Here is a 16,712-nt window from a genome sequence, read left to right as displayed (position 1 = left end):
AGGTGTATGGTATAGGCCTAACTTGATCTACGGCTTATTGTTACAATTTTAGCCGACGGCGGAATGCGGAAAGGCTTATGAAAAGGTAGCTAACGTGAATCACTCTAAATAGCCGTACCTTCGTGGTCCGGTTTCAACAACAAGCATTATGACGTTTACTGATTTAAACCTGAATAAGCCGCTTATCAACGCCTTGAATGACTTGGGCTATACAACACCAACGCCTATTCAGGAGAAGGTTTTCTCAGTGGTCATGTCGGGACGCGATGTGTGCGGTATCGCGCAAACGGGTACGGGTAAAACGCTGGCTTATTTGCTGCCCTGTCTGCGTCAGTTTCAGTTTTCGAAGGATAAGCTGCCTCAGATTTTGATCATTGTACCAACGCGTGAACTGGTGGTGCAGGTCGTTGAAACCGTAAATAAGCTGACCACCTACATGAACGTCGTGACGGTGGGCGTGTATGGGGGTGTAAATCTGAAACCACAGGCAGCACAGGTACAGCAGGGCGTAGACGTGCTGATTGCCACGCCCGGACGACTAGTCGATCTGCTGTCGAACGGGATCTTAAAGACGAAAGCAATTAAAAAGTTGGTGATTGACGAGGTCGACGAGATGCTGAATCTTGGCTTTCGGGCTCAGCTAACCACTATCCTGGACTTGTTGCCGCCGAAACGGCAAAACCTGTTGTTTTCGGCCACACTTGGCGAGGACGTGGAGCAGTTGATCAATACATATTTTAACAATCCGATTCGGGTGGAAGCGGCACCGGTGGGTACGCCCCTTGAAAACATTAGCCAGACGGCTTATTACGTACCTAACTTTTATACCAAGGTAAACCTCCTGGAGTTACTGCTTCGTCGGGATGCGGACATGACCAAGGTGCTGGTTTTTGCGGCTACTAAGCAGCAGGCAGATGATCTATTTGGCCAGTTAGACGAGGATTTTCCGGATCAGGTTGGCGTTATTCATTCCAATAAAGCTCAGAATCATAGGTTCGAGGCTGTTAAGCTGTTCGATTCCGGTACGTACCGGATTCTGATTGCCACCGATGTTATTGCCCGAGGTATCGACGTAGCGGAGGTGTCGCACGTGATCAATTTCGATACGCCCGACGTGCCCGAGGCTTATATCCATCGCATCGGCCGGACGGGCCGCGCCGATAAAAAAGGAATTGCTATTACGTTCATCTCGGAAGGAGAAAAGGCGTATCAGGCGGCCATTGAGGAGTTAATGAATTATGAAATTCCGATTCACTCGCTGCCGCATAACCTGGTCATTTCGGATGAGCTAACCGATGACGAGAAGCCGAAGGTGAACATGAAAGCACCTCCTGTAAAGTTGCCTAAACCAGAGGAAGGGGGCGGGGCTTTTCACGAAAAGACGGATAAGAATAAAAAAGTAAATGTCCGCAGGGATCATGCCGCCGAAAAACGTTTAAAATACGGCCGACCTATCAAGCGCAGCGGGAAGAAATAATCATTAACGGTCATTTTTGGGAATAGCAACCAATGACGTAATGACCATTAATGACAAAATTTAAAACTATGTCATTTGCATCTCTTGGGTTATCGGAGCCGCTTGTCAAAGCCGTAGCCGAACAACAATATACTAAACCTTACCCGATTCAACAGGACGCTGTTCCGGCCATTCTGCGCGGGAAGGATATACTGGGCATTGCCAAAACTGGCTCTGGCAAAACGGCCAGTTTTGTGTTGCCCATTCTGGAACTGTTTCACCGCACAAAAACCGTTAACAGCCGATATGCCAGTGTGCTGGTGTTAGTGCCTACGCGGGAACTGGCCGTGCAGGTCGCCGAGGTATTCGATACGTTAGGCGCTCACTTGTTTCCAAAGGTGAAGACGGTGCCCGTATACGGCGGTGTATCGATCAATCCGCAAATGATTGCGGTGCACGGAGCTGATATTATTGTTGCCACACCGGGTCGATTGCTGGATTTGGTCGATCAGAATGCGTTACGTCTATCGGATATTGAGATTCTGGTGCTCGATGAAGCCGACAAAATGCTGGAGCTTGGTTTTGCCGATGAGATGAATCGGGTGATCGAGAAGATACCTAAGAAACGGCAGACCATTTTGTTCTCTGCAACGCTGGGCGATGCCATTCAGGACATCAACGCATCGCTGCTACGCACTCCACAAAAAATAGAGGTTGAAGAGGAGCCGACAAATCTCGAGCAGATTAAGCAGTTGGCGTATAAAGTAAGCCCTGAACGTAAAGGACCCTTGCTACGATACCTGATCAAAACCGGTCAGATGAAGCAGGTGTTGGTGTTTGTTTCGTCGACGCGAACGGCGGACAATCTGGTTGTGAAACTCAATAAGAACGGTGTTCAGGCGGCTGCTATTCATGGTCAGAAAGGGCAGAACATCCGCACCGACGTACTGCGGCAGTTTAAGGCCGGGAAGCTGACGGTGATGGTGGCTACGGACCTGATTTCGCGAGGGATTGATATCGAACTCCTGCCGTACGTCATCAACTTCGAACTACCCCGTTCGCCGAAGGATTACGTACACCGGATTGGCCGGACGGGTCGCGCTGAAGCATCTGGCGAAGCGATTTCATTGATTACACCGGATGATGAACATCATTTTAAGATCATCCAGAAAAAGATGGGCAAGCGCGTGGAGATACTTGACTCCGCTGAGTTTGATTTGCAGGGGTATTAATTTTATGTAGAAGCTGCTTCGATTTTGAGCGTGTTTTTGCCATTCCGACCGTAGGGAGGAATCTTCTGTAGCCGGAGGTTCCTATGCGAGAAGATTCCTCCCTACGGTCGGAATGACAAAAACGTTTTATTATCACCTTTTATCCAAGACTCCGACTCCGTGGTCGGTGAGAACACCGACCACGGAGTCGCAATCATTTATACTTCAATTAACTGGTTTACGAACGTTTTGCAATAAACCATTCATCATCAAATTTTTCCGTAGAAAAAGTGTCGTTTCGGTCGGGCAACGGACTAGGCTAACTTGCCTGTTCGTATTGACTTTGACGACCAGATTATCTGAAACTATATGAAGACATTAGGCTTTTTCTGCCTGTTTGCAAGCGCGGTTTTCTCGCAGGCCATAGCTGCTAAACCCACAACGCCCTTAGTATACGAAGTGAACCTGAATGATCGGGCCGACGATCAGTTTAAGGTCACGTTACACGTCAACGGTCTGACCGCCGACAACGCCGTTTATCAGTTCGCTGCTACGGCTCCAGGTACGTATCAGATCATGGATATTGGCCGCTACGTTCGCTCATTTAAGGCCTATGATGCCAAGGACAAGGAGTTGAAAACGCAACAGGTTTCGACCAACCAGTGGAAACTGGATCAGCCTGAAAAGGTGCGCACCATCCGGTATAGTATTGCTGAGACCTGGGATACGCCCGTGAACGAACACAAGCCCTATAACATGTGTGGTACGTCGATTGAAAATGATCACGTGCTGATCAATGGACAGGGCGTGTTTGGCTTCCCGAGTGGTATGCAATCGGCTCCCATCGAGGTAAAACTCGATTACCCCATGCAGTGGTCGGTCGGCACAGCTTTGGATAAAAACAACAAGGGTAACTTTACGGCTGACAATTACGACCGGATTGTGGATTCGCCCATTCTACTGGGCCGCCTGACCAAAGCCACCACGACCGTAGCCGGCGCGCAGGTCGACGTGTACACGTATTCGAAAAGTGACAAGATCAAATCCGATCAACTGCTGACGAATATGCAGTCGATGCTCAACGCAGCTGGTCAGTTTCTGAAGCAGTTACCGGTAAAACGCTATACATTTCTGTACCACTTTGAAGATCAGGATTGGGGAGCCTGGGAGCATTCGTACAGCTCGGAATACGTGATCAAAGAAGAAGAGTTTTCGAAGAAACTGGCCGACAACATGACGTCGATTGCCGCGCACGAATTCTTCCACGTGGTTACTCCGCTGAACATCCATAGCGAAATTATCGAACAGTTCAACTTCGTTACGCCCACACCATCGGAGCATTTGTGGTTGTACGAAGGCGTAACCGAATGGGCCAGTGATGCCATGCAGCTCCGGGGCGGCATTATGGACCTGCCAACCTATTTCGACGAGCTTAGCCAGAAGATTACTTATGACAAAAGCGTCGATACGACGTACAGCTTAAGCAAACTCGGCTTAACGTGTTACACGGATGAGGGTCAGCGGCAGTACGGTAATATTTATTCCCGTGGTGCCCTGGTTGCTGGCCTGCTGGACATTCGACTGTTAGAGTTGTCGGGCGGTAAACGAGGACTGCGTGAAGTAATCAACGAATTAGCCGCTACGTACGGACCCAATAAGGCGTTCCCCGAGAAAGAGTTCTTTGCCATTTTTGCGCAGAAGACGTATCCGGAGATTGCTGATTTCTTCAATCGCTACGTAAAAGCTGCCGAACCACTGCCTTACAAAGAGTATTACGGCAAGCTCGGTATCTCCTACACACCAGCTATCCCGACCGGTGAGAAAACGGCTTGGCTAGGCATGAAACCTGCGTTTTCGGACAATAAATTTTATCTCACAAAACTGGCTGAGCCGCTGCTGAAAGCGGGCTTACAGGAGAATGACGAATGGATAGGGTTCAATGGCCAACCCGTTAGCATGCAAACCGTCGGCAAAATTCAGGGCGATCTGAAGCAATTGAAGCCAGGAGATACGTACGATGTAACCGTTCGGCGGAATGGCCAGGAGGTAACGGTTAAAAATACCATGCTGGAGAAAGAGGTTGTTAAGCAATACGTGTTTGCCGTTGACCCACAGGCGACTCCACAGCAGGTACAGCTGCGTGAAGTGTGGCAACGGAATCTGTAATTACAAACCTGACGAGGGCTTACTGAGGTAATGAGTTATTAGTCTACTTTTTGTCATTCCGACCGCAGGGAGGAATCTTCTCGGATAACAAATCTGCCAGATACAGAAGATTCCTTCCTGCGGTCGGAATGACAAAAGGATAAAAAAGCCGACGATCCGTCGGCTTTTTTATTGGAGTTAAAATCACTGTTCGTCGGCGCTGGGGCCGTAGCTACCGGGAATCGGAATGTTTAATAAGCGGAGGTAAACGCCTAACTGAGCTCGGTGATGGACTACCTGACTGTACGTAGTGCGAATCATTTCGTATTTTGATGACTTACTATAAATCTCATCGCCGTTACGTAACGTCCACACCGGTTCTAACTGCTCCTCTGTCGCCTGACTGATTGATGCTTTGCCGTCGGCCAGGGATTGCTCGAAGAAATTGAGTAACTCGGTTGTACTGCTAATGTGCTTTGGCCCGTAGGGGGCCGTTGCAAAATCAAGCTCGTCGGTATTCAGAACCAGGGTCACCCAGGTTGGTAACTCGGCAATGTGGGTCGTCAGCGACTCGATATTCATGCTTTTAGGATGTGGCCGCCAGTCGAATTTGTCGTTTGGTACCCGTTCCAGCATCTTACGAGTGGTGATGGCTTCCTGCTCCATTTCCTTTACTAACATCTGAATAAGTGACATGCGCTGTTTATATTTGGTTGATGTTGCAAAATAAACAGGCACCTGTGACAGCCCTATGTCAGTATATTTTCGGTATAATTAAGAAAGATTTAAGTTTGTAAAATGGGTTGTTAGTGGCTTATTGATATGTTGTAAAGCGGTAGGTTAAATAGCTTGTTTTCAGTAAATAGTATATGTGTAGGGCCTAGCGTCAGCTATTTGTCCGAAATGGGCTGTGCTTTCTCTGCAATTTCAATATCCTTGGCTACGGCTGGGCGAAGTGTTGCCCAATGGAATCGAAGCTTTTCGTTTTCTTCCCACGTATGTCCTTTTTGCTCCGTGAAGTGCACTAAAGGCATGTCGTTGTAAAGCGGTCGGGTGATGGCAATGACATCATCCCAATAGCGTAGCGCACCCTTCAAATGTTGAATAGCCGCTTGCTTCATCGCTTCATTGCCTGTAGTGCGGTAGGTCTGTAACGCTACAGCGGCTTTCAACTTTTCCGCCAGATGCAGCCCCAAGTTCGCCCAAGCTTTTACGTCGGCTACTTCGTACAAAAGCGAACGGTTCGCTGATGCATTAATGGGCCGTACCAGTTGCAGAGCTTTCTGACAATCGGTTTCGAGCATCTGAGCTAATTGGGGCGGGGTGATCTTGTCTTTGCCGAACGAGCCGCCCGCGGTGATCGTCTTAACGTAATCGCTGACCGATACGTAGTTTGGGTCAAGCGTTGGCTGTGTGATCTGCTGATTGACCGAAATGTAGGAAACGTTCTTGTTGGCATCGTGCGCCATCATGCCCTCGCTGTACAGCGAAAAATCCCAGGTAAAGTCGAAAGCCGAAGCCAACCGTAACGGAGTTGAGGAGGCTAGTGCATACGCTTCCAGCAGATTAGTAGCCGGTGGACCGTACCGACGAACAAATTCAGCCTTGAAAACTGCGTCGGGCGTTTGCGGATTGTATTGCATCCGCCCCCACAGCTTGTAAAACAGCCATTGCCGCTCAAAGGCATACCTCCAGTCGACGGAAGCGCCGGGTTGTGTGAAGTAATCTTTAGCTGGAATGTACGTTTCCGACCCCAGAAAATAACCGCCTACGTACGACTGATTGTTGGCAGCAATATGCGCTCGCACAAAATCAGGTACGCCCCACCGCAAGCAAAAGAAGTCTTCGTTGCGAACTGTCCATGTGATTTTATACGCTTTAGGATCAGGTTTAAAATACGTATCGAAGAGCTTGCCGCCATGCACTTTTACTAAGGTAGGCGTTGAATGCGCGTGCGACCAGTTGTATTTCAGGTCCGCCCAGATCGGCCCTTCTATAAACGGTAAAGCGCCTTCGCTTTCTATCGATTTTCGGGTCAGCTTTTCGGTGTCAACGCTGGTAATGCCGAGTGAACCGGTCGTACTGGAAAACGGAATGCGGTGAACCAGTTTCGTTTTTCGTCCGGCCAGCCGCATGCCCTCAATGATGGTTGCCTTCATCCAGTCTTCGCGCTGTTGGGGCGTCATACCGCCCATAGCCTCACCTAACGTCAGACCAAACCCGGTTAGATCAGGGTATTCCTGTAGCACCTGCGTTACGCACTCACGGGTATAGCGTTTGACAATGGCCGACGTATCACCATCGATAAAATGGTGGTGAGTTAGGTTGTTTAGCTTTGGATTTACGTTGTATGCTTTTGAAAATTCGGGACTGGTGAAGATGTTAAACGGAATCAGATACGTATCAATCGCCCGCTCTTTCGCCATTCGAAAAATTGCATGGAACAGCGTCTGCCATTCGCGTAGCTGCTGATCATTGAACGGAGTAGCGGCTGGGAAGTTAGTTGGCCTGATCATGAATGTATACGGATGCAGATTCCACAGACTCAGCGCATTGAAGCGGTTGGCCGCCATCATATCCAGAAACGCTTTCCAGTACAACGTATCGCGGCAGGTTTCGTAATGCAGATCAAATGCGTAGCTATGTCGATACGTGTCCCAGGGCAGGTCAAACTTTATAGCACGTAGCGCAAAATGCGGCTGCTCCTTTCGTGCGGTTAACTTCTGGACAGTTATCCCGTTCTGGATGTCTTCGACCAGAGAAAGACATCCATAGATCAGCCCTCTGGCATCACCGCCCGTAATAATAAGTTGATTGCCTTTCCGCTCAATGGAGTAGGACTCTGAGCCCAGCTGCTGGTTGACCGGTGCCAGACGTATCGTGTAATTTACCGATTTCGCATCCGTTTTAATAACGTACTTATGAGCGGTCAATGCCTTCGTCAACTGCTCGGTTGCGTACTGGGTTTGTGGAGACGGTTCGGTTTGTTGAATAAATACGCGTTGGGCATGGCCGTCAGGTATCAATCCGATTGCAAGGAGCAGTAGCGTTAGGAGCTTTAATCTCATGGAATTGATTGATCTAGGAAACCATTTGGCCTACTCGCTCCAGCAATTGCTTGGTGGCCCGGATGCCTTCGTCTTCGCTGAGCGTGTTGCCGCTGTATTCGATGCCTAAATAGCCGAGAAAAGCCGCTGTTTTGCCTTTTTTGATGATCTGGAGCATACGCTGATAGTCGATAGTTGTTTCATTTCCTTCGGCATCAAACGCACGGCTTTTGGCGCTTACCCCTTTGGCAAACGGCATCATCTCCTCGGTGCCTTCGTAGCGGTCATATTGCTTAATGCAGGCTTGTGGGTTTGGGCCATTGGTATCCCGGACGAGGCAGAAATTATCCAGATCGGGTAGGGTGCCGCAGTACGGATTATTTACCTGGCGCATTACATTAACAATCCATTTGCCGTCGGATGAGTAGCCGCCGTGGTTTTCAACAATCACACCAATTTTGTTTTTAGCGCCGTACTCCGAGAGCCGACCTAAGCCGTCGATAGCCGCTTTGGCAACGTCTTCGGCAGTGCCATTCCCGCGTAGGTTAACCCGAATCGAATGACAGCCGAGAAACTTAGCCGCGTCGATCCACTGGTAATGGCTTTCAACGCCTGCTTTGCGCTTGGCATCGTCGGGTTCGGCTAATGGGCCCGCTGTATCGACCATAATCAGGACATTTCGTACGCCCAGATCGTCGGCTCGCTTCTTTAATTCGCTGAGGTACTGTTGATCAGTGGCCTTATCACGGAAAAACTGATCGACGTATTCAACGGCGCTGATGCCAAAGTCATTTTTGGCTTTGGCCGGAAACTCCATGTTCGTCAGCTTGCCCGCTTTTATGGTTCGATTCAGCGACCATTCGGCTAGCGAAATGTTGAAAAACGGTTTCTTCGCGTTGGTGGCGGCTAGTAACTCGGACGGAAGGCTGGTAACCAGACCTAAGCCAGCGGTTGTCAGGCTAAGATTTTTTATAAACTCACGACGATTGCTATTCATAATGACAGGTTTTTAAGCGATACGTGACTTGTTCTTAAGATATTGGTGCCGGGGCTTCGGATGCAGTTAATGCGGGTTTTGATCGAGAGCCCAAGACAAAGGCAATGGTAACGACGGTCGCAAAGATGATCGGGACAGTCCAGAAGGTTTGCCACTGGTGAAGTACTTGACTGCCTTCGCCCGTCACAATCCGGTTGAAGGCCCAGCCCGCGGCCAGAGCGCCTAACCCATGCCCAATGCCGTAGGAAACCAGGACAAACAGCCCCTGCGCCTGCGCACGAATCGACACGGGCGCAACCTGATCGGTGTAAATCTGACCAGCCACGTAGACAAAGTCGTAGCAAAGGCCATGCAGTAAAATGCCGGTCATCATCATCCACAGCACCGCATCGGGGGCGGCCAAGGCAAATAACGTATACCGGAGAACCCAGGCCGTCATGCCAATGATCAGTACCCACTTCACACCGAGCTTGCGGAAAAACCAGGGCAGTAAAAGCAGGAATATAGCTTCCGACATATTACCAAAGGTCATCTTAAAGGCTGGTTCCGACACGTTGGCTGCTTTTAGAAAAACAGGGACGTAGGAGAAATACGTCGCCAGCGGAATACTGGTCAGCAACACACTGATCATAAAAACGATGAATGGGCGCGAGTTCAGCTGCCGGATTGCATTGACACCCAGGATGTCCCGAAACGATACCTTCTTGATCGCGCTCTGTGGAGGTATGTTGGGCAACGTAAAGCTGTACAGTCCCATCAGAATACCGGCTGTTCCGGCAACTCGCATAGGAATGCCCGTTGTATCGCCCTGCAACACCCGGCTAACGAGAATACCTGCCGCAATCCAACCGATGGTTCCGAAGACCCGAACGAGCGGAAACTCTTTTTCGCGATCATTGAGCAAATGGAAGGCAGTGGCGGTCGCGAGTCCCAGCGTAGGCATGTAGCAGAGCATATGGAACAACAGAAACGCCAGAAACAATGGGGGAGAGGCAACCACAAAAGGCGCACAGAACACAAATAAACCACTGAGTATATGCATGACACCCATCACCTTCTGTACGGCAAAAAAACGATCGGCCAGTAAGCCCATGAAAAATGGAGCTACGATTGATCCGATCGGGCTCACGACATAGGCCAGATAAATAAGCTCGGTCATGCCGTTGTTTTTCATGAAGTTCCCGGCGGTGGCGTACCAGGAACCCCAGATGAAAAACTGAAGAAACATCATCAGCCGCAGGCGACCTTTCAGAAAACCAGGCATAGAGAACAGGTGAGGTAGGCTTACAAATCGTGATTCATCAGGCATCTGAATCTCGGTAGCCTGTAAAGAAAATAGGCTACCGAAAAGTCACCGCATCACTGGGTGTTAGACAGGCATCGGCTCGAAGCTGCGAACTAACCCTTTCATGTAGTCCAGCGAGATACGGGTCAGGTAATCCACCTCTTCAATGCCGCCGATCTGGTGATTACGTAGTACGGGCAGGCAGCATTCCGAGACCAGATACCCCGAATAATCATTTCGCTGCAGTTCAGCCAGGAAGGTTTTGTAATTGGTTTTGCCACCGAACGAAGGGGCTGGGTCCTGCACAACTTCTCCTCTACTGTTCTCGCTAAAATTCCAGGCACCGAAGTGCGACAGCACGGTGTAAGGAGCACATTTCTGTACAGCCTCCCGGATGTATTCATCGCTTTGACGCTCCTGAAAGAGGGGAACATCCAGGCATAGTTTCACATTGTTCCGGTCAATTTCCTGCGTCATGGCCAGTAAATCTTCGTATCCTGGTGTCAGTACGGGTGCGTGATTCTGCAACGCCAACGTAATGCCCATATCGGCGGCCCACGCGGCTACTTCGCGGATACCATTAACGGCATGATGCCATTTACGCAAATCGGCTGGGTAAAGCTTTTTGTAGTAATACCCCTTTTCGTAGGGTGCGTAAAGCGCAATTTCCTCTTCGTCGTTAATAATACCTGGCCAGGCCGCAAACACCTTGACAAGGTCAATGCCCAGATCACGAGCCAGTTCAAGCACCATACGCATCATGGCCAGATTGTTCTCCCGATCTTCCATAAGTCGACTCGCAAAATTGGACATGCTTTCGACTGCGCAAAGAGCAATGCCTTCCTCAGCGGCAACTTCTTTGATCCGCTCCCGATCGGCTTTGCTCAGATCGAGTGGCGAGGCTACCGGCCGTTTCGTTTCGATTGATAGGGCGTCGAAACCAAGTTCTTTAGCCTTATGGATTTGTTCTTCAAGAGATAACGCTTTCCCTTTGTAGAAAAGGCCAGAATACGAAACGGTTAACAGAGCGAATTTCATGATGATTATCGGGTTGAGTGAGTTGATTCGGATGGTTTAAATTCAATGGAACTTACCTGCACCAGTATCTGCCTGGGGTTGGCTTTTGGGTTTTTAAAGACGAAATAAACGTCATGTGTACCGGTTGTTGGTATCAGCGTAGCCGTTGCACCCGGAGCGCGTCGGCGACCAGTGCCTCCCGCGGTTTGAGCGCCGGTTGAAGGAGCAGGTGATCGATCACTGATGAATGAGGTTTCACCAATCAGTTTACCCGTTGGAGAGTCCAGTCGTATTTCAATGGTGCCACCAGCGGCATCGGCCCGGACCGGTGCCTGGGCTGCGAAGTTAATCTGACCAATGCCTGTCAGGTCGAGCTGCGAATAGCCTAGATACGAGTCAGAACCAATCATATAAAAGGGCCGGCTCTGTGCGGGTGTCACCTCGGTCCCCTTGGCATGATCGGCCTGTTCGGGCGAAATAACCGGACTGCGCAGGTACAGGACTTTCTCCGACGTAATGGAAGGCAAGGCCTTTGTGCCTTTGTCGGCATAGGCTGCTCGTACGATAAAGTAGCCTTTATCGCTCTCACCCTGGGGAATGTTCGTCGTATATGTACCCGCTACAGGCAGTGATTTCGTTACCTTGTTTTCCTGCGAAAGGCTTAGGATGTATTTCACCATAGCGGAGGCATCGTCGACCGAAAATTGAGGGTGGGCGCTCATACTGGCTTCGCCCCATACACCACTGCCTCCTGAAATTACTTTCCGGGCTAAGCGGCCAACGGCACCCTGATCACCTTTATACTTCTGCGCGATACGTTGGTAGGCCGGCCCGACTGATGTTTTGTTGAGCGTATGACAGGCCGGACAGTCGCTCTCCGCCATGAGCTTTTGGCCCGTGGCATAGCCTGCCGAAGCATCGGCACTGCGGTGGTTCATGGCAACGGCCACCCGGTCGAAACTTTCGGGCATGTAATCGATGCTCACCGCTACCTGGTTGGGTTGAATCTTGCCATTAGCGAGGCTTCCATCTTCCTTGTCGGTTACCTGAACGGCATAGTCGAGCGTTTGACCAGGCAGGAAGAAAGTTTTGTTGCCCCGTCGGATGTCGAACGTTACCTGAGGTGGTTCGTTACCGGCTTTTATCTCTAGGGTCTTACTGGCTTTCGCACTCTTAGCGTCAGTTACGGTTAACTGTGCAGTGTACAGACCTGCTTTGGTGAACGTAACTGTAGGATTAGCCGTGGTAAAGGTCTGGGCTGAACCACCTGCGTTTGGCGTAATGGTCCAGTTGTAGGTCAGGGCATCATGGTCAAAATCCGTTGAGCCAGCCGATGAAAAAGCAACTTTAAACGGAATCGCTCCAGTTGTTTTATCGACCGTGGCCTGCGCAATCGGTTTGCGATTACCGCTATTGTATTCAATTCGAATCAACCGGGCATTGTCGTTACCCCGGAACCAGGCACTTCCGTATTCCAGCAGATACAGATCGCCATTGGCCGCAAACTTCATGTCGATGGGGCTGTCGAAGCGTTCGTTTGGTAGAAACCGCTCCATCGACACATAATTACTTTGTTCATCCAGGGTTACGGCCATGATCCAGCCCCGCATGAAGTCCGTGATAAACCATTTGCCTTCGTAATAATCAGGAAACGGCCGTTGTGGATTTGTGAAGTCGGCTTTATGGTAGATAGGGCCGCCCACGGCGCTACGTCCGCCATTGCCCATGAGCGGAAACTCATCCGACGCCCGGTATGAATACCAGATCAGGGATTTTTGGGCCGGTGGCAATTCGCGTAAACCGGTGTTGTTGGGGGAGTCGTTAATCGGTTTGGCTGGATTGAATTGTTCGCCCGCTTTGCCCGTTTCGTAATCCCGATCCCAGTAAGCGGCATTATTACCGACGAAGTAAGGCCATCCGAAATTCCCAGCTTTCCGGGCCTGATTAAATTCATCGTACCCATAGGGACCCAGCCCAACGGAATCTTTCATGTCCGGTCCAACTTCGCCCCAGTACAAATAGCCCGTTCGGCTGTCGCGCGAAAGTCGCCAGGGATTACGTAGCCCCATGGCGTAAATTTCCGGACGGGTTTTGGCACGGTCCGACGGGTCGGTCCCTTTTGCGAATAAATTTCCTTCGGGAATGGTATACGTACCGTCTGGCTCAGGATGAATGCGGATTAGTTTTCCTCGTAAATCGTTGGTATTCGACGCTGATTTCTGGGCATCCCAGGGACTCCGGCCCGGCCGTTCGTCAATGGGAGCATAACCAGCTACCAGGCTACTGAACGGACTGGTGTTATCGCCGGTAAGCAGATACAGGTTGCCCTGCGGGTCGAATACCATGCCGCCACCCGTATGGCAGCACTCTTCACGTTGAGTCGGAATCTCCAGCAGAATTTTCTGAGAGTCCATCAGCAGGGTATCCCCACGCATTTCGTACCGGGCAATTGCATTCTGCGCTTTCTCGCCTTCCTGCGAATAATACACGTAAAGCCAATGATTCTGCTCGAACTTCGGATCAGGGACAATGCCCATTAGCCCATCTTCGGCTTCCCGTACTTTACCTTCGCGATTGGTGTATTTCGTGCTTACCGGGATGCTTGCGATGCGTTTCCGTTGATTCGTGGCCGGATTGAAGAGGTAAATAGCGCCTTTCCGTTCGATAAACAGCATGCGACCGTCAGCTAACGGAGCTAATGCCATAGGCTCGTCCAGTTTCTCGGCCAGCACGACCCGGCTAAATCGATTGTCTTCAGGTTTGTCCCAATAGGGCACCTTGGTCATCGACAGAAAAGTCGCCAGACCAAGTAAAACCGCGGTTACTCGTACGCTTGAAAAGAATGTCATGTAAACGATCTGCTCGTTGAGCTTTGCAATTCGCTTACAAAAGAATACCGACGGGTTTATTTACCGGCTGATTGAGTAAATAGTCTACTCAAGTATATGACTAATGCGGGCGTATAGCTGAAACGCTGGTATATAACGCGCGTCGCTCGACAACTCAGGTGTTGTTTCGGTCAACTCAGGCGTTGGTTTAGCCCGTTGGTTAGTACGCTTGTAGGCCAGGGGGCGCGTCTTGCTTTGTTTTGTGAGTACCATTAAGGACTAAACAAAACGACAACATGCTGATGAAAACGCTTTTTATGGCTCTCTTCGGATTAATGATGGTATCTGCCGCCTGCAAGAAAAATGAAACAGCTGGAATTGATCCGGTTGAAAATTCACCCGCCGATTCCCCTTCTTCAGGAGGCAAAATTCCGGCCGAGCTCGTCGGTAAGTGGTCATACGGTACATTCTCGCCAACCAACTTCTGGAATTACAATGGTACGTATGCCGGGAATGCCTACGAGCAGGCGCTGGTTTTTGAATTTCATGCCGACGGTACGTACGAGGAGTATGTTATAAACTCGACCACCAGCTACAATTGCCGGACCGAAGCCTACACGTACTTCAAAGGAAAGGTAACCGTCAATGCAGCCAATCAGTCATTTGTGATTACGCCCACCAGCGGTCGGTATCGTGGGTTTTACGCCTGTGCGCCGAAGAGTAACATCGACCGGGCGGCCAAGTCTAATGAACTGAAGCAGGAGCAAATGAACTACCAGGTTGAAGCTGGAAAAACAGGAATTAAGCTATCGGATGCCGAAGCCCCACAGGGCGTTCGATTGAAGGCCATTACGTGGTAGATCGCGCAAAGACACCTTCCCCGATAGACACCATAAACCGTGTTTATTGGGGAAAGTCCACAGCGGCTTTTAACTCCTCAATCTGCTTTCGGTGACGTTCCGCGTGAGAAGCCATCACCAGAACTGCCTGATACGCATCCAGCGTGCCCAGGGCCGGGTGTTCAAAGTAATGCAGACGAAGATTCCCCTGCACATGCTGAACGTAGTCGATCACGGCGTTACGTTGTTCGTCAAATGCCTGCAAAGCCGCGTCAGTCGTGGCAAAGCGACCGGTCGGAACGAAGGGGGCTGGCGCGGGCAGGGTTACTTTTCGGCTGCGTACCGCTTTGATCACATCAACATCGGACACCCGAATAGCCGCTCTCCGGTCTGGATCTTCGGGTAATCTCATGCTGGTGAGGATAGCATTCGCAATGCCTTTTTCCACTAGCGCAATGTGTTCTACGCATTCGCCAATTGACCACCGATCAGCGCTGGGCTTATGAGCAAGTTGTGCGGGAGACAGGTTTTCGAGCGACTGATGTAAATGAGCCTGGGTTGTTCTCAACGCATCGATGGCGTAGGTACGTTCAGTATCCGTAACGGGGCCGGTAACAGTTTCGGGTGGTCGGTTTTCCATCAATGAGCTTTAGTTCGTGAAGCGGCAATATAAAGCCAATCAGGCTGGAATAAGCGATGTGTCGATGGTAGCGGTAGCAAATAACGTCGTGAGCATACGGGCAAACTCATCCTGCCACGGAGCCGTAATACGTATGAGTTCGTGCGTGACGGGATACCGAAAGGCGATCTGATGCGCGTGCAGGAGCATGGTGTTCATGCCGAATCGTTCGGTGAAGAGCTTGTTCTGCTTGTTGCAGCCATGCGGTCGGTCGCCAATAATCGGATGCAGAACATGCGCCATGTGCTTGCGAAGTTGGTGCATCCGGCCCCTGGTCGGCGTTAACGCAACGAGCGAATAACGGGACGTAGCGTGTTTACCGAGTGGAATCGGAACTTCGGTACGTTGCAGGGTTTTTACGGCCGTAAAGGCGTCCTGTACCGTACCATCGTCGCGACGCAGTGGGTAGTCAATGTCAAACGTGTCATCGGTATAGCCCCGAACTATGGCCAGATAGGTTTTATCGACCAGCCCATCGGCAAACTGCTGCTGCATAGCCGCATTCATGGCTTCGTTCAGCGCAAACAAAAGCACACCGCCCGTTTTGCGATCGAGCCGGTGGACGGGATAGACCCGTTGGCCCAACTGATCGCGGAGAAGCTGGACGGCAAACTCGCTGGCATCGCTGGCGATGGGCGAGCGGTGTACGAGTAAGCCATGCGGTTTGTTAATCGCAACCAGATCGGCGGATTGGTACAGGATGGAAAGTGGCCGATAGTCTGTCATTCAATGCTGCTGTAATAAATCTGACGTAGTAATGCATTCGCCAGACCCTGCAAAACTACGTCAGATTTTCCGTCCCCAAACACTTTATACCGCCCGGGCGATTAAGATTGGCCGAAGTCGTTTGGCCTGCCGACGGGATATGGGGAGTTGCCGGGCCTGAGACAGCTCAACGCAGGGAACCTCGTAGCGAATTCGGAATGCAACAATATGGGTCGGATTGACCAGCGTTCCTTTATGAATCCGTACGAATGTAGGTAAGCGTTCGGCCAACCGTTTCAACGTAATGGCGACCAGCATCGGTTTCTGGTCGGTCAGGTAAACGGTCGTGTAGTTACCCATCGCTTCTAAATATTCGATGGACGAAATAGGCACGTAACGCTTGCTGGTGAAATGAGGGAGCAGGAGGGTGTCGGTTGAGAACATACGCTTGATAGAAAGCTGGGTGAATAGACGAAGCTGTACACGATACATAATTGACAGGC

Annotated in this window: 14 protein-coding genes; 4 read left to right on the top strand and 10 right to left on the bottom strand. The window is 50.5% G+C overall.

What is annotated here, in order from left to right:
• Nucleotides 1–148 precede the first annotated feature (148 nt).
• The 3 genes from ACYVIY_RS20490 to ACYVIY_RS20480 all read left to right on the top strand — a co-directional run bounded on the left by ACYVIY_RS20490 (nucleotide 149) and on the right by ACYVIY_RS20480 (nucleotide 4,833).
• Nucleotides 149–1,477 (top strand): DEAD/DEAH box helicase, encoded by a 1,329-nt coding sequence (locus ACYVIY_RS20490; protein WP_460978267.1) that lies wholly within the window; start codon nucleotides 149–151, stop codon nucleotides 1,475–1,477.
• Nucleotides 1,478–1,545: 68 nt separating this feature from the next.
• Complete coding sequence (locus ACYVIY_RS20485; RefSeq protein ID WP_460978266.1) at nucleotides 1,546–2,688, top strand: DEAD/DEAH box helicase; 1,143 nt, start codon at nucleotides 1,546–1,548, stop codon at nucleotides 2,686–2,688.
• Between the two features lie 348 nt (nucleotides 2,689–3,036).
• On the top strand, nucleotides 3,037–4,833 hold the full coding sequence (locus ACYVIY_RS20480; protein WP_460978265.1) for a M61 family metallopeptidase: 1,797 nt from the start codon (nucleotides 3,037–3,039) through the stop codon (nucleotides 4,831–4,833).
• Between the two features lie 183 nt (nucleotides 4,834–5,016).
• Here the strand turns inward: ACYVIY_RS20480 and ACYVIY_RS20475 are convergent, their stop codons facing one another.
• The 7 genes from ACYVIY_RS20475 to ACYVIY_RS20445 all read right to left on the bottom strand — a co-directional run bounded on the left by ACYVIY_RS20475 (nucleotide 5,017) and on the right by ACYVIY_RS20445 (nucleotide 14,259).
• Nucleotides 5,017–5,508 carry a DinB family protein gene (locus ACYVIY_RS20475; protein WP_460978264.1) on the bottom strand — a complete coding sequence of 164 codons (492 nt, stop codon included), beginning with the start codon at nucleotides 5,506–5,508 and terminating at the stop codon, nucleotides 5,017–5,019.
• Nucleotides 5,509–5,702: 194 nt separating this feature from the next.
• Nucleotides 5,703–7,880, bottom strand: coding sequence for a glycoside hydrolase family 20 zincin-like fold domain-containing protein (locus tag ACYVIY_RS20470; protein WP_460978263.1), 2,178 nt, complete (start codon nucleotides 7,878–7,880; stop codon nucleotides 5,703–5,705).
• 13 nt (nucleotides 7,881–7,893) lie between these two features.
• Complete coding sequence (locus ACYVIY_RS20465; protein ID WP_460978262.1) at nucleotides 7,894–8,856, bottom strand: sugar phosphate isomerase/epimerase family protein; 963 nt, start codon at nucleotides 8,854–8,856, stop codon at nucleotides 7,894–7,896.
• 34 nt (nucleotides 8,857–8,890) lie between these two features.
• Complete coding sequence (locus ACYVIY_RS20460; protein ID WP_460978261.1) at nucleotides 8,891–10,120, bottom strand: MFS transporter; 1,230 nt, start codon at nucleotides 10,118–10,120, stop codon at nucleotides 8,891–8,893.
• A gap of 105 nt (nucleotides 10,121–10,225) precedes the next feature.
• Nucleotides 10,226–11,179: a sugar phosphate isomerase/epimerase family protein gene (locus ACYVIY_RS20455; RefSeq protein ID WP_460978260.1), complete on the bottom strand. Its 954-nt coding sequence runs from the start codon at nucleotides 11,177–11,179 to the stop codon at nucleotides 10,226–10,228.
• A 5-nt stretch (nucleotides 11,180–11,184) separates the two neighbouring features.
• Nucleotides 11,185–14,007, bottom strand: a complete 2,823-nt coding sequence (locus ACYVIY_RS20450; RefSeq protein ID WP_460978259.1) for a PQQ-dependent sugar dehydrogenase — start codon at nucleotides 14,005–14,007, stop codon at nucleotides 11,185–11,187.
• Between the two features lie 84 nt (nucleotides 14,008–14,091).
• A complete protein-coding gene (locus ACYVIY_RS20445) occupies nucleotides 14,092–14,259 on the bottom strand; it encodes a hypothetical protein (protein ID WP_460978258.1) in 168 nt (55 codons plus the stop codon).
• Nucleotides 14,260–14,288: 29 nt separating this feature from the next.
• On the opposite strand from ACYVIY_RS20445, the gene ACYVIY_RS20440 reads away from it, so the two are divergent.
• Nucleotides 14,289–14,846: a hypothetical protein gene (locus ACYVIY_RS20440; protein WP_460978257.1), complete on the top strand. Its 558-nt coding sequence runs from the start codon at nucleotides 14,289–14,291 to the stop codon at nucleotides 14,844–14,846.
• A gap of 43 nt (nucleotides 14,847–14,889) precedes the next feature.
• On the opposite strand, the gene ACYVIY_RS20435 is transcribed toward ACYVIY_RS20440, so the two are convergent.
• From ACYVIY_RS20435 to ACYVIY_RS20425, 3 genes are all read right to left on the bottom strand, one after another.
• Nucleotides 14,890–15,465, bottom strand: a complete 576-nt coding sequence (locus ACYVIY_RS20435; protein ID WP_460978256.1) for a DinB family protein — start codon at nucleotides 15,463–15,465, stop codon at nucleotides 14,890–14,892.
• A gap of 39 nt (nucleotides 15,466–15,504) precedes the next feature.
• Nucleotides 15,505–16,230 (bottom strand): pseudouridine synthase, encoded by a 726-nt coding sequence (locus ACYVIY_RS20430; RefSeq protein ID WP_460978255.1) that lies wholly within the window; start codon nucleotides 16,228–16,230, stop codon nucleotides 15,505–15,507.
• An 84-nt stretch (nucleotides 16,231–16,314) separates the two neighbouring features.
• Nucleotides 16,315–16,653, bottom strand: coding sequence for a LytR/AlgR family response regulator transcription factor (locus ACYVIY_RS20425; protein WP_460978254.1), 339 nt, complete (start codon nucleotides 16,651–16,653; stop codon nucleotides 16,315–16,317).
• Nucleotides 16,654–16,712 lie beyond the last annotated feature (59 nt).

It is taken from the genome of Spirosoma knui, assembly GCF_054780635.1.
Note: the sequence above shows the minus strand (reverse complement) of the source record. Positions and strands in the feature narration are given on the sequence as shown.